This is a genomic window from Ruegeria sp. E5 (assembly GCF_056534105.1).
This window is the reverse complement of sequence record NZ_JBQFPA010000004.1, coordinates 60,710-72,401: the sequence shown is the minus strand read 5'-3', so window position 1 is coordinate 72,401 and position 11,692 is coordinate 60,710. Positions and strand designations below refer to the sequence as shown.

The window sequence follows — 11,692 nt, the reverse complement described above, 5'->3', positions numbered from 1 at the left end:
TTCTTACCCTTCCGAGCGGCCCTTGCCGCCGTCATCCTTTTCGCGCAAGCCACGCAGGCGCTGCGCTTCCTCTACAACACGTTTGGCGAGTCCGCCAGAGGCCAAGGCCGCATGAATCACGGTTTGGCGCCCAAATGCCGCCCCAAGCTCGTCTGCGGTCAGCCAGCCGATGTATTTCCCGAAGTGCGGCGTGCTGAGTTTCGACTTGCCGCGCCCCGATCCATCTGAGGCCTGAATCAGCACCTGGGCCTCTTCCCGGTCCAGCCACGACTTGACCTTTTCATACCCGGCGACCGCGTCACCGGACTTGCGCGCCAGACTGATCAGCTCGATCACACGACGCGCCACCTGTTTCTCGACCTCATCGGTCAGGTCCTTGGCGGCACTCACCTGTGCCTTAAACCCGCGCGAGAACAGTTTCTTGTTCACCGCCTTGTCCAGCGCCGCACGATCCGCCGCCACGTAAACCCCACGCCCCGGCAATTTCGCCGCGACATCGGGAAAGACCTGACCATCCGGCCCCGTCACAAAGCGGATCAAGCCATATTTGGGCTGAACCTCGCCCGTGGCGATGCACTTGCGTTCAGGGCCTTCCGACCGATCCTTATGGACGCCACCGCGACCCATGTCAGCCACCCGAGGCCTGAGATCAGGCCTCGACCTCCTCATCGGTTGCTTCGCCGTCTTCTTCGGCCTGCTCCAGCTCGGCCGGATCAACCCAGCCCAGCATGATGCGCGCGGTCATGACCAGATCCTGCGCTTCTTCCAGCGTCACGCCGAAGGGCTCCAGTACACCATCATCCTTGATGCGTTCGCCATCGACCGTGGTCCAGCCACCGGCCAGTTCCCAGTCGGCGCAGGTTGCGAAGTCTTCCAGAGTCTTCACATCATCCTTGGCCAGCGCCTCTACCATCTGGGGTGTCAGGCCCTCGAATTCAATAAGACTGTCCTCGGCACCCAGCGCACGGGCTGCATCCAGCGCCGCCTTGGCCTGAGCTTCCAGGAATTCGCGTGCACGTGTCTGAAGTTCTTGCGCGGTACCTTCATCCACACCGTCGATGACCAGCAGTTCGTCGATTTCAACGTATGCCACTTCTTCGAGGTTGGTGAAGCCTTCAGAAACCAGCAGCTGAGCGAAGAATTCGTCCAGATCCAGCGTTTCCATGAACAACTGGGTACGAGCCTCGAATTCTTTCTGACGGCGCGCCGATTCTTCGGCTTCGGTCATGATGTCGATGTCCAGATTGGTCAGCTGGCTGGCCAGACGCACGTTCTGACCACGACGGCCAATGGCGAGGCTCAGTTGCTCCTCGGGAACCACAACTTCGATCTTGCCGGCTTCTTCGTCCAGAACCACCTTGGAAACCTCAGCGGGCTGCAGCGCGTTCACCAGGAAAGTCGGCTGATCTTCGTTCCACGGGATGATGTCGATTTTCTCACCCTGCAGTTCGTTCACAACGGCCTGCACACGGCTGCCGCGCATACCTACGCAGGCCCCGACGGGATCGATCGAGCCGTCATACGAGATCACAGCGATCTTGGCGCGCGAGCCGGGGTCACGGGCCACGGCCTTAACCTCGATGATGCCGTCATAGATTTCCGGCACTTCCATCTTGAACAGCTCGGCCATGAATTCCGGCGCAGTGCGCGACAGGAATATCTGGTGGCCACGAACCTCGCGGCGAACCTCTTTGATATAGGCGCGCACACGGTCGTTCGGGCGATAGCTTTCGCGACCGATCTTGTCATTGCGGCGCAGAACGGCCTCGGCACCGCCCAGATCGACGATCACATTGCCGAACTCTTCACGCTTGACCGCACCGTTGATGATGGTGCCTGCACGATCCTTGAATTCTTCGTACTGACGATCACGTTCAGCTTCGCGAACCTTCTGCAGGATGACCTGCTTAGCGGACTGAGCAGCAATCCGGCCCATTTCAACCGGCGGCACTTCTTCCACGAAGACATCGCCGACCTCGGGGTTTTCCATGTACTGCTTGGCCTGCTCGACGGTGAACTCGGCCTGATAGTTCTCAAGCTCTTCATCCTCGACCACGGTACGGACACGGGTAAAGGTCGCCTTGCCGGTTTTGCGATCGATGGACACACGGATGTCCATTTCCGCGCCGTAGCGGCTTTTGGCGGCACGGGCGAGCGATTCCTCCATCGCTTCGACAACCAGACCGGGGTCGATCATCTTTTCGCGGGCCACGGCCTCGGCGGTCTGCAGCAGCTCCAGCTGGTTGGCTGAGGTGATTGCCATCAGTTCGTCTCCTCTTCGGACCCTTCGGTCTCAATCTCGTCGAAAGCGTTCTCGTTCAGGGCACCAGCATCTTTGCGCTGGCGCAGCATTTCCTTGATCAGGTCATCGGTCAGGACCAGCTTGGCATCGCTCAGCCAGTCAAACTGCAAACCGATAGTGATCGTCTCATCCCCCTCAGGGATGTTGATCAGAACCTCATCCCCTTCGATCCCGGCCAATTCGCCCTTGAAGCGGCGGCGACCGTCGATCAGTTCTGCGGTTTCGATCTTGGCCTCATACCCTTCGAACGTCTCAAAATCTTTGAGACGGGTCAGAGGACGGTCAATTCCAGGGCTGGAAACTTCAAGCGTGTAGGCGTCCAAAATGGGGTCTTCGACATCCAGCGTGGCGCTGACCGCATTGGAAATCTCGGCGCAGTCATCCACTTCGATGCCGCCATCGGGCTTGTCTGCCATAATCTGCATCGTGGTGGTCTTGCCGCTCATCAGCCGAATGCGGACAAGCTCATACCCCAGATCCTCGATCACAGGGGTGATGATCTCGGCCAGTCGCCGGTCGATGGCAGCTTTGGCTATCAGGTCGTTTGTCATTCAGGTTCTCTACCCTGCTATCGGGCACAAAAAAACGGGCGCGCGGCCCGTCGAATTTTCCGGTGGAGCCCCGGACCAGAAGTCCGACGCGCCGCTGTTGCAACTGCATATACGCAGGAGTTCCTGAGTCTGCAACCCCCGGCGCAAATCGTGATCAAATTTACGCCAGCCACCACCGTTCGGCGATGCGCCCATCATCCAGCGCAGCCCGGCTGATCTGGCGCGGCATACCGACATGAGAGGCCATTGCCAACGCCATCTCGGCCTCAGACGGATGATATCGCAGCCCGCGTTGCGCGGTCAGCTCCTCACCAGCCGGGAGCGCTGCGATATCTACATATCCATCGCGCAATGCTTCGGCCCGCACCCCGGCGTCCGGGATCACGATAATCTCAAGCGTATCAACCCATCCTGCCGTTCCGCTTTTGTAGTGATTGGACACCCTCCGTGCGCGGAAATGACGTTCATCCTCGGCCCGCTCAACCCGGTAGCATCCTGTGCCGTTGGCCTGAGCCAGTGGCGTCACGCCCCCTCGCGCAATGACAAACCGTGACCCAGCCAGCAAGAATGGTAGTCCCGGGTTACCCTCAGCCAATTGCAACTGCACACGATCAGGTGCAATGGCCTCGGCCTGACCAATATCTTCCAGAACAGCTAGAACATCGTTCACGTCCAGCTTGGTGCCATCGTGGAACACAGCATCATCGCGCAGGTCAAAGTTCCAGACCCGCGCATAAGCATCGGTCTGCCAATTTGTAGCCAGCTCTCCGCGCAGGGTACCATCAGGCGCGATCTCGGTCAGGCTGTCAAAGACTGCGCCCCGAGCCACCTGTTCCAGACTGTTGTCGCGTGGCACCGCCAGCCGCAAGGTGCCACCCTGTTTCGGCGTATCGGCCAGAGACGCTCCTGTCGCCGCCAGCAAAGCGGCGGCGGCGCCCGAGGCAAATAATGCGCGACGGTCGATGCGAGTCATACCGTTTCCTCCGACACGCGATCCATGATCCGAACCAGTTCCGCGCTGATGCCCGGTTCTGACAGGGCGTGACCGGCTTGCCGCACCATCTTCAGTTCGGCATTGGGCCAGCGCTCGGACAGGTTCCATGCAGCCTGCGGTGGGCAGATCATGTCATAGCGTCCCTGAACGATGTGACCGGGAATATGGGCAATCCGGTCCATCTGATCCAGAATTTTCCCGTCATACTCAAGAAACGCCTTGTTCGTGAAATAGTGATTCTCAAGCCGCGCAAAAGTTCGCGCGTATTCGCCGGGACTTTCCCCAACCGAACCATTGGTGTGGATCGAAGCCAAAGCGTTTTCCCAATGTGACCACGCGCGGGCATAGAGGATCTCGGTCGCGCGGTCGCCCGAAAACAGGCGCTTGTTGTAGGCCGAAATTGCGTCATTTACTTCATGTTCGGGCAAGAGAGAGGTGAACTTGGCCCATTGTTCAGGCCAGAATTTGCCCGCACCACCGCCATAAAACCAGTCCAGCTCGGCCTGTGTGGCCAGAAACACGCCGCGCAATACCAGCCGATTTATCCGATCCGGATGTGTTTGGGCATAGATCAACGCCAGTGTCGCGCCCCAGCTACCGCCAAAGACGATCCAATCTTCGATGTCGAACAATTTGCGCAGACGCTCGATATCCGCCACCAGATGCCATGTCGTGTTGTTTTCGACCGACGCAGTTGGCCGCGATCGGCCACATCCGCGCTGATCAAAGAGAATCACCCGATAGGCATCCGGGTTGAAATACCGTCGCATCGCCGGGCTGCAGCCGCCGCCCGGCCCGCCGTGCAGGATCACCACTGGTATCCCATTGGGATTACCGCATTGTTCCACATAAATACGGTGCCCATCGCCCATATCGACCACGCGCTGATCGAACGGATCGATCGGCGGGTAAAGATATTGAACTGCGCGCTTTTGGTCCGGGTACTTATCCATTACGGCCCTATATAGTCCTTAAGCGTAAAAGAGCACACGGAGACAGGAATGCAAGCGCATCCGAACACGGTTGACCCGTCCGAGATCGCAAAATTCGAGGCGATGGCCGCAGAATGGTGGGACCCGCATGGGAAATTCAAACCTCTGCACATGCTGAATCCGTGTCGCCTGGATTATATCACACAGCAGATCGCAGGCGAGTTCGACCGTGATCTGAAAGCTCCGCGTCCCTTCGAAGGCTTGCGCCTGCTGGATATCGGCTGCGGCGGCGGGTTATTGAGCGAACCGATGGCGCGTTTGGGCGCCACGGTCGTGGGCGCCGACGCCGCCGAAGGCAACCTGCCTGTCGCCCGCATCCATGCCGAGCAATCGGGGCTGCAGATCAACTACCGCCACACTACCGCCGAAGACATGGCCGCCGCAGGCGAACAGTTCGATGTGGTGCTGAATATGGAAGTGGTCGAACACGTCGCTGATCCGTTGGGTTTCCTGACCGCATCGCAGCAATTGCTGAAACCGGGCGGGTTACTGATCTGCTCAACCATCAACCGCAACCCAAAATCCTACGCGATGGCCATCATCGGGGCCGAGGTCGTCATGCGTTGGCTGCCGCGCGGCACGCACGAGTGGAACAAGTTCATCACCCCGGATGAGCTGTTCGACCTGCTGCGCCAGGCCGGGCTGGATCCGGTGGACCGCAAGGGGTTCGTCTTCAACCCGATCCTGTGGAGCTGGTCGATCTCGGACCGGGATTTGAGCGTGAATTACGTGACGGCGAGTGTGAAGCCTAGGTAGGATGGGTTTTCAACCCATCTTGCAAGCGTTTTCGATCTTAAGCGATGGGTTAAAACCCATCCTACGCTTGATTATTTTACGGCTAAACGGTGAAGGTAAAACGCTGAGGCAAAACCAGCTTCGTCCAACGAGTGTTTGAGATGCCCATTTAGAAAAACGCGATGTGGTACGCCCGGGTCGCGCCAAATGTCGATCCCGGACGCCGCATCTGCATAGCAGACAACGTCCCCGGGCTTGGCATCCTTCCATTCAGGAAGTCGAAAAAGGTCATCCCGGTCGGGTCGGGCTCGTCGAAGACTTTTTGACTCAGCAATGTTCAGCGTGCCGGATTTGTTTGCGATCCACAGGATCGAGTAGTCCTGCTCAATCGGTGTGATCTTGTCTCTTTCGAACAGGTTGACGGGATAAAGCCCCCCTTGCCCTAATTCGAGATTTTTGAGGATATCAGCCACATCTGATCGGATCGCCAGAATTCCAAACAAAGTGATTACAGGAGAATACTTCCCGTAGTGAGGCTCAAAATCATGATCTTCAGGAGCAACCTCTTGAAAGAAATCCGGCAAGATATCCTGCTGCTCCAGCGGCTCCCCGTGGCGCTGCCAACGATACAGATTCGCATGATAACCTGATCCGGGTTGCCACCTGAAGGCCTTGAAGCGTTCACTTGGTTCTTCAGGAAAATCATCGGGGACAAGAGCCCGGAATGGCCTCTGCAGGTCCATCCCGACGGTAATGTCTGAAACCCAAATTTCATCCGTCATCTTTTACGATCCTTTGGCGCAGTTGGCGTAAAGCCCCTACTCCCCCTCCAACTGCAACCGCAAATCCCGTAGCACGGGCAGCGTGCTGCGCACCCGCTCCAGCCCCAGCTCTCCGACCACGCGGTTGATCAGCGGGGCAATCGAGGAAATCGCCTGATCGCGTGCGCGTCGGCCTGCGGGGCTGATGGCGACCATCTTGCGGCGGGCGTCGTCCCAGTCGGGGCGGATGTGGATATAACCGGCCCATTCCAGCTTGGCCAAAGTGTTGGTCATCGCCCCGCGCGTCACATGGAACGTGTTGGCAAGTTGCGCCGGGGTGCGCTCGTCGCCGACAAACACCAGATGGTTCAGCACCGAGAAATGCGAGATTTCCATGCCCTTGGGCAGCACCCGGCTCAGCCGGTTGCGCAATAGCTGATCGGCGGTCAGGATCTCGCTGAACAGCGTGACCGCAAGGGCATTTTTTTCGTCAGTCATGGTCCGGTTCTGGATCAGGGTCCGTCAAAGGGGCGGACATGTGTTAGTGAAGGCACGCGTCGTCGCGCCTCTGTAACAGACCTATCATCCAAATCAAAAAAGTGAATGCCCGGATCGGTGCCTGCGTCGATCAGCACCTCTCCCCACGGGGCGACAACCATACTGTGGCCGTGTGTATATCGCGTCTTGCCGCGAGTTTTAGGGTGCTCACCCGTTTGTGCCGGAGCCAGCACCCAGCAGCCGGTCTCAATGGCCCGCGCGCGCAGCAGTGCTTCCCAATGGGCCGCACCGGTGACCGGCGAAAACGCCGCTGGGACGGTGAGAATCCGCGCGCCCGCCTGCGCCAAAGCGGCATACAGGTAGGGAAATCGAATATCATAGCAGATGGTCAGGCCGACTTTACCGAAATCGGTGTCGGCAATCACCGCTTTCTGACCGGGGCGGTAGTTCTTCGATTCGCGGAAGGTCTCGGATTCCGTGACCTGCACGTCGAACATGTGAATCTTGTCATACCGCGCCACGATCTGCCCCTGCGGGTCGATCATGAAGCTACGGTTGGCAAAGCGGCCATCGGTATCATGCGTTTTGATCGCTAGTGACCCGATCAGCAGCCAAACACCCAAATTGGCGGCCTGTTCGCCAAGGCCCGCCAGAGTGATATCGTCCTCTTCATACTGCAAAACCTCGCGCTGCCGAGTGGTGCTGGTTGAGACGCAATTCGTGACTTCAGGCGTCAGAATGAACTGCGCACCTTGCGCAGCCGCATCGGCCATCATGGTTCGCACCATGTCCAGATTCTCGGTCGGATCATCCGACGCGGTGATCTGCAGCAAAGCGGTTTTCATCAAGCCGCCAGCAGGCGATCCAGCTTGCCCTGACGTTCAAGCTCGTAAAGATCGTCGCACCCACCAACATGGGTGGTGCCCACAAAAATCTGCGGCACAGTGCGTTTTCCTGCCGCGCGCTGGATCATTTCAGGTTTGCGTTTCGGATGCATCAGCACGTCGATTTCCTTGAATTCGACGCCTTTCTGTTTCAGCAACCGCTTGGCCGCATGACAAAAGCCGCACAGCGGCGAGGTGTAGATTTCTACCGGCTTCATATTCCGTCCCTTTGGGTTTCGCACATTCTTGGGCGAATTAGGCATCCTTGGCAACGCGCGCCAGTACCAACACGAAAATATGATTTGCCCCCGACGCGCGACAGACACGCGCGCAGGCGTCCAACGTCGCACCCGAGGTCATAACATCATCGACCAGAAGAATATCCCGGCCTCTGATCATGGGAGCACGTTTTCGGTGCAGGGATATGGCGTTGGACAACGCAAGGGATCGCTCAACAGCAGTTTTTCCATCCAGAACAGGGGTGCGTACCGTGCGTACCAGAAGATCGGGGCAGACACTCAACTCCGCTTCCCGGCCCAGATGCCCCGCCAGCAGCGCCGATTGATTGTAGCGACGCTTGATCAGCCGGGTCCAGTGCAGCGGAACCGGTGCGATCAGCATGTTCGGGTGCAACAGCTCTTGCCCGGCTTGGGCCATCCAGCGGGCGGCAGGGCGGGCCAGCTCAGGCCGATCCCCGTGCTTAAAGGCAAGTATGAGTGCCTTCGCGCCCCCCTGATACAGCAACGCTGCCCGACCATGCTGCCAAGCGCGCGGTGCCCTGAGACAGTCATCACATTCAATCCGGTGTCCGTCCTGCGCGCCGGGAAGTGGCATGCCGCAGCTTTCGCAGACGGTGCCACCGATGAACGGCGTGTCGCGCCAGCATGCGCCGCAGAGGCCGAAATCGGATTCGGTCAGTGCTCCGCAGGACAGGCAACGCGGTGGGTAGATCATCTCGACAGCGGTTTGAATCCCCTGACGAATGCGATACTTGCGGCTTATGAAGCTTCCGTCCGACACTACACCCTCTCTGTTTGACCGCGCCGTCCTTGCGCTTCACCGCAGCCGCGCGCGGGACGACGCGCTTTTCCTGCACCATGCCGCTGTCGACGAAGTGCAGGATCGTCTGTCCATGGTTAACAAAACCTTTAAGGCGCCCGCCGTCGTGACCCCCTTCCCCCATATCTGGGAGGGGTTGTGGCCCGAGGCTCGGGTAATTGGGGATGAAGATGTTCTCGACTTGACGCCAAGTGCGCATGATCTCGTGATACATGCGATGGCGCTGCATTGGGCAAACGACCCGGTCGGGCAACTGATCCAATGCCATCGCGCCATGAAACCCGATGGATTGCTACTGGCGGTATGTTTGGGGGGTGACACCCTTCAGGAATTACGCGCGGCCTTGGGTCAAGCCGAGATCGAGGTGACTGGCGGTCTCAGCCCCCGTATTGCTCCTATGGCCGAGCTTCGTGATCTGGGGGGGCTGCTACAACGGGCCGGGCTGGCTTTGCCGGTCGCCGACAAGGCGACGCTGTCCGCAGAATATCGCGATCTGGTGCATCTGATGCGTGATCTGCGTGCGATGGGGGAAACCAACGCTTTGGCGGATCGCCTGAAACACCCGACCCGACGCGCTGTTTTTGACAAAGCGCAGGACATCTACGCCGGGCATTACGCATCGCCACAGGGCCGCCTGACGGCAACCTTTGAACTGATCTGTCTGACGGGCTGGGCCCCCGATGACAGCCAACCCAAACCTTTGCGTCCGGGATCCGCCAAGATGCGGCTGGCTGATGCGCTAGATACGGATGAGGGCAAACTGCCCGATTGACGACCGGCCTTTTCCCTATATCTCAGGCCAGACACCACAAATCAGGAAGCTTTCAATGTTTGATGCCACTCGTCCAACCCATGCCCCTGCAGACCATCCCAAGGTCAAGATGGGCCGCGTCGGCATCCTGCTGGCTAATCTGGGAACTCCAGATGACTACAGTTATTGGCCTATGCGGCGGTATCTGAACGAGTTCCTGTCGGACAAGCGCGTGATCGACTACCCGGCGTGGAAGTGGCAGCCGATTCTGCAAAGCATCATTCTGACCAAGCGGCCTTTCAGTTCGGGTGAGGCGTACAAGTCAATCTGGAATCACGATAAGGGCGAAAGCCCGTTGATGACGATCACCAAAGATCAGACTGCCAAGCTGCGCGCAGCGATGCAGCAGCGGTATGGCGATCGGGTGATGCTGGATTTTTGCATGCGCTACGGCAATCCTTCAACTCCGTCGAAGGTCCGGGAGATGGTAGAAGAAGGCTGTGATCGCATCCTGTTCTTCCCGCTCTACCCGCAATACGCCGGTGCCACGACTGCTACAGCAAATGATCAGTTCTTCCGCGCGTTGATGAAAGAGTCATGGCAGCCTGCCAGCCGAACTGTTCCGGCCTATTTCGACGAACCTGCCTATATCGATGCGTTGGCGAGCTCTGTCGAGCGCGCCTATGCAGATATGGAGACAAAACCGGATGTCTTGGTCTGCTCGTATCACGGGATGCCCCAGCGTTATTTGCAGCAAGGGGACCCCTACCACTGCCAATGCGTGAAAACATCAAGGCTACTGAAAGAGCGTCTGGGATGGACGGATGATCAGCTGATCTCGACCTTTCAATCGCGCTTTGGACCGGAAGAATGGCTGAAGCCCTACACCGTTGATCACGTGGCTGATCTGGCGCGTCAGGGTAAGAAGAACATCGCCGTCATCGCACCTGCCTTCTCTGCCGATTGCATTGAGACGCTGGAAGAGATCAACGAAGAGATCAAAGAGAGCTTCGAAGAGGCAGGTGGTGAATCGTTTACCTATATCCCTTGCCTTAACGACGATGATTCGCATATCGCCGCGCTGATTAAAGTGATCGAAGACAATCTGCGTGGTTGGTTAGACTAATCGCGCGCTTTCACCAGACACGAAAAAAGGCGGTGGTTTGCACCACCGCCTTTTAAGTGCATAAAGTCTCGTCGACTTAGCTTGCTGCAACAGCTGCGGCAACAACAACCAGCAGGATCAGCGGCAGGATGATGCCCTGCGACGAACCTTGGGTCTCTTCGACAACAACAGGTGCTTCAACAACCGGCTCTTCCAGGTTGCCAGCATATGCGGTCGAAGCAGCAGCGGTCAGAGCAGCAGCGAGAACGAGTTTCTTCATATTAACCTCCAGAATTTGCGCGATTCCCAATAGCGAAACCACGCATCTAAGACTTACCTCGTGAGTTTTTCTAATCAGCAATGCAGGCGGATTGCAATTGCAACTTGTCCCGCAAGCGGGTTCGTGCGCGAAAATGTCGTCAAATTAGCAACACTTGCGTGCCGACCTTGGCCATAGAAAACAGTTCGGCGATGTCATCGTTGAACAAGCCAATGCACCCGTTCGACGACCGGCGTCCAATTTTACGCGTATCGTGGGTGCCATGGATGCGATAATACTTCCAGCTCAGATATAAAGCGTGTGTTCCCAGCGGGTTATCAGGACCCGGCGGAATATAATCCGGCCATTCAGGGTTGCGCTTCTTCATCGATGGCGTCGGTGACCAGCTTGGGCCTTCCACCTTGCGAATGACACTGGTGCGCCCGCGACGGGTCAATTCCTCGGTCAAAGGCACCGAAGAGGGGTACAGTTTGTATACGGATTGATCATCTGACCAATAATGCAGCGCTCTGGATACGGTATCCACCAGAATGGCACCGTTTCTTGTGTTCGAAAAATAGGGCTGCCAGTCCAGCGCACGGAATCCCGACACATTGCGGCGTACCGGAGCTTCCGGTTCCGGGGCGGGGCGTAGCGGGTCGCCCGGAATATACTGAGCCAACGCAGGCGAGGCCAAGCTGGCGGTTGCACCGGCCAGGAATCCCCGGCGCGTCGAAGTAAGAATATGTTTCTTGACCATGGAGATCGGTCCTCTGCTAACAGCAAATGCAAAATCTAAGG

The 11,692-nt window shown here is 58.0% G+C and carries 15 protein-coding genes; 3 read left to right on the top strand and 12 right to left on the bottom strand.

Annotated features, from left to right (window positions below; translation table 11 throughout):
* Window positions 1-3 precede the first annotated feature (3 nt).
* The 5 genes from ACR0BI_RS15160 to pip form a co-directional block, all read right to left on the bottom strand.
* Window positions 4-627, bottom strand: coding sequence for an RNA-binding protein (locus tag ACR0BI_RS15160; protein WP_170395356.1), 624 nt, complete (start codon window positions 625-627; stop codon window positions 4-6).
* Window positions 628-649: 22 nt separating this feature from the next.
* The gene (gene nusA / locus ACR0BI_RS15155; RefSeq protein WP_223117459.1) at window positions 650-2,263 is read right to left on the bottom strand and encodes a transcription termination factor NusA; all 1,614 of its coding nucleotides are present in this window, start codon (window positions 2,261-2,263) and stop codon (window positions 650-652) included.
* Window positions 2,263-2,853 (bottom strand): ribosome maturation factor RimP, encoded by a 591-nt coding sequence (rimP, locus tag ACR0BI_RS15150; RefSeq protein ID WP_010442531.1) that lies wholly within the window; start codon window positions 2,851-2,853, stop codon window positions 2,263-2,265. Before rimP ends, nusA begins: the two co-directional genes overlap by 1 nt.
* Window positions 2,854-3,013: 160 nt before the next feature.
* Entirely contained in the window at window positions 3,014-3,826 is an 813-nt protein-coding gene (locus tag ACR0BI_RS15145) for an ABC transporter substrate-binding protein (RefSeq protein ID WP_170395350.1), read from the bottom strand.
* Window positions 3,823-4,800: a prolyl aminopeptidase gene (pip, locus tag ACR0BI_RS15140; RefSeq protein ID WP_170395348.1), complete on the bottom strand. Its 978-nt coding sequence runs from the start codon at window positions 4,798-4,800 to the stop codon at window positions 3,823-3,825. The genes ACR0BI_RS15145 and pip overlap by 4 nt, the downstream gene beginning before the upstream one ends.
* Window positions 4,801-4,848: 48 nt before the next feature.
* Between pip and ubiG the strand changes: the two genes are divergently transcribed.
* A complete protein-coding gene (gene ubiG / locus ACR0BI_RS15135) occupies window positions 4,849-5,595 on the top strand; it encodes a bifunctional 2-polyprenyl-6-hydroxyphenol methylase/3-demethylubiquinol 3-O-methyltransferase UbiG (RefSeq protein ID WP_480562715.1) in 747 nt (248 codons plus the stop codon).
* A 71-nt stretch (window positions 5,596-5,666) separates the two neighbouring features.
* Here the strand turns inward: ubiG and ACR0BI_RS15130 are convergent, their stop codons facing one another.
* Genes ACR0BI_RS15130 through ACR0BI_RS15110 form a run of 5 tightly spaced genes read right to left on the bottom strand, consistent with a single transcriptional unit; the run spans window position 5,667 to window position 8,737 of the window.
* A complete protein-coding gene (locus ACR0BI_RS15130; protein ID WP_480562714.1) occupies window positions 5,667-6,356 on the bottom strand; it encodes a hypothetical protein in 690 nt (229 codons plus the stop codon).
* Window positions 6,357-6,392: 36 nt separating this feature from the next.
* Window positions 6,393-6,833, bottom strand: a complete 441-nt coding sequence (locus ACR0BI_RS15125; protein ID WP_170395340.1) for a MarR family winged helix-turn-helix transcriptional regulator — start codon at window positions 6,831-6,833, stop codon at window positions 6,393-6,395.
* Between the two features lie 14 nt (window positions 6,834-6,847).
* Window positions 6,848-7,678, bottom strand: coding sequence for a carbon-nitrogen hydrolase family protein (locus tag ACR0BI_RS15120; RefSeq protein WP_480562713.1), 831 nt, complete (start codon window positions 7,676-7,678; stop codon window positions 6,848-6,850).
* Complete coding sequence (grxC, locus tag ACR0BI_RS15115; protein WP_170395334.1) at window positions 7,678-7,935, bottom strand: glutaredoxin 3; 258 nt, start codon at window positions 7,933-7,935, stop codon at window positions 7,678-7,680. Before grxC ends, ACR0BI_RS15120 begins: the two co-directional genes overlap by 1 nt.
* A gap of 37 nt (window positions 7,936-7,972) precedes the next feature.
* Window positions 7,973-8,737: a double zinc ribbon domain-containing protein gene (locus ACR0BI_RS15110; RefSeq protein ID WP_480562711.1), complete on the bottom strand. Its 765-nt coding sequence runs from the start codon at window positions 8,735-8,737 to the stop codon at window positions 7,973-7,975.
* Between ACR0BI_RS15110 and ACR0BI_RS15105 the strand changes: the two genes are divergently transcribed.
* Together ACR0BI_RS15105 and hemH are read left to right on the top strand one after the other, a co-directional pair.
* The gene (locus tag ACR0BI_RS15105; RefSeq protein ID WP_480562710.1) at window positions 8,718-9,548 is read left to right on the top strand and encodes a methyltransferase domain-containing protein; all 831 of its coding nucleotides are present in this window, start codon (window positions 8,718-8,720) and stop codon (window positions 9,546-9,548) included. The two genes, ACR0BI_RS15110 and ACR0BI_RS15105, sit on opposite strands and share 20 nt — an antisense overlap.
* A gap of 55 nt (window positions 9,549-9,603) precedes the next feature.
* On the top strand, window positions 9,604-10,653 hold the full coding sequence (gene hemH / locus ACR0BI_RS15100) for a ferrochelatase (protein WP_170395328.1): 1,050 nt from the start codon (window positions 9,604-9,606) through the stop codon (window positions 10,651-10,653).
* Between the two features lie 76 nt (window positions 10,654-10,729).
* Here the strand turns inward: hemH and ACR0BI_RS15095 are convergent, their stop codons facing one another.
* Both ACR0BI_RS15095 and ACR0BI_RS15090 read right to left on the bottom strand, forming a co-directional pair.
* On the bottom strand, window positions 10,730-10,912 hold the full coding sequence (locus ACR0BI_RS15095) for a hypothetical protein (RefSeq protein WP_010442520.1): 183 nt from the start codon (window positions 10,910-10,912) through the stop codon (window positions 10,730-10,732).
* A 139-nt stretch (window positions 10,913-11,051) separates the two neighbouring features.
* The gene (locus ACR0BI_RS15090; RefSeq protein ID WP_170395325.1) at window positions 11,052-11,651 is read right to left on the bottom strand and encodes a L,D-transpeptidase; all 600 of its coding nucleotides are present in this window, start codon (window positions 11,649-11,651) and stop codon (window positions 11,052-11,054) included.
* Window positions 11,652-11,692 lie beyond the last annotated feature (41 nt).

Excerpts from the sequence above, each read along its gene's own strand:
- ACR0BI_RS15160 (WP_170395356.1), bottom strand. The coding sequence starts at position 627 with ATGGGTCGCGGTGGCGTCCATAAGGATCGGTCGGAAGGCCCTGAACGC.
- nusA (WP_223117459.1), bottom strand. The coding sequence starts at position 2,263 with ATGGCAATCACCTCAGCCAACCAGCTGGAGCTGCTGCAGACCGCCGAG.
- rimP (WP_010442531.1), bottom strand. The coding sequence starts at position 2,853 with ATGACAAACGACCTGATAGCCAAAGCTGCCATCGACCGGCGACTGGCC.
- ACR0BI_RS15145 (WP_170395350.1), bottom strand. The coding sequence starts at position 3,826 with ATGACTCGCATCGACCGTCGCGCATTATTTGCCTCGGGCGCCGCCGCC.
- pip (WP_170395348.1), bottom strand. The coding sequence starts at position 4,800 with ATGGATAAGTACCCGGACCAAAAGCGCGCAGTTCAATATCTTTACCCG.
- ubiG (WP_480562715.1), top strand. The coding sequence starts at position 4,849 with ATGCAAGCGCATCCGAACACGGTTGACCCGTCCGAGATCGCAAAATTC.
- ACR0BI_RS15130 (WP_480562714.1), bottom strand. The coding sequence starts at position 6,356 with ATGACGGATGAAATTTGGGTTTCAGACATTACCGTCGGGATGGACCTG.
- ACR0BI_RS15125 (WP_170395340.1), bottom strand. The coding sequence starts at position 6,833 with ATGACTGACGAAAAAAATGCCCTTGCGGTCACGCTGTTCAGCGAGATC.
- ACR0BI_RS15120 (WP_480562713.1), bottom strand. The coding sequence starts at position 7,678 with ATGAAAACCGCTTTGCTGCAGATCACCGCGTCGGATGATCCGACCGAG.
- grxC (WP_170395334.1), bottom strand. The coding sequence starts at position 7,935 with ATGAAGCCGGTAGAAATCTACACCTCGCCGCTGTGCGGCTTTTGTCAT.
- ACR0BI_RS15105 (WP_480562710.1), top strand. The coding sequence starts at position 8,718 with ATGAAGCTTCCGTCCGACACTACACCCTCTCTGTTTGACCGCGCCGTC.
- hemH (WP_170395328.1), top strand. The coding sequence starts at position 9,604 with ATGTTTGATGCCACTCGTCCAACCCATGCCCCTGCAGACCATCCCAAG.
- ACR0BI_RS15095 (WP_010442520.1), bottom strand. The coding sequence starts at position 10,912 with ATGAAGAAACTCGTTCTCGCTGCTGCTCTGACCGCTGCTGCTTCGACC.
- ACR0BI_RS15090 (WP_170395325.1), bottom strand. The coding sequence starts at position 11,651 with ATGGTCAAGAAACATATTCTTACTTCGACGCGCCGGGGATTCCTGGCC.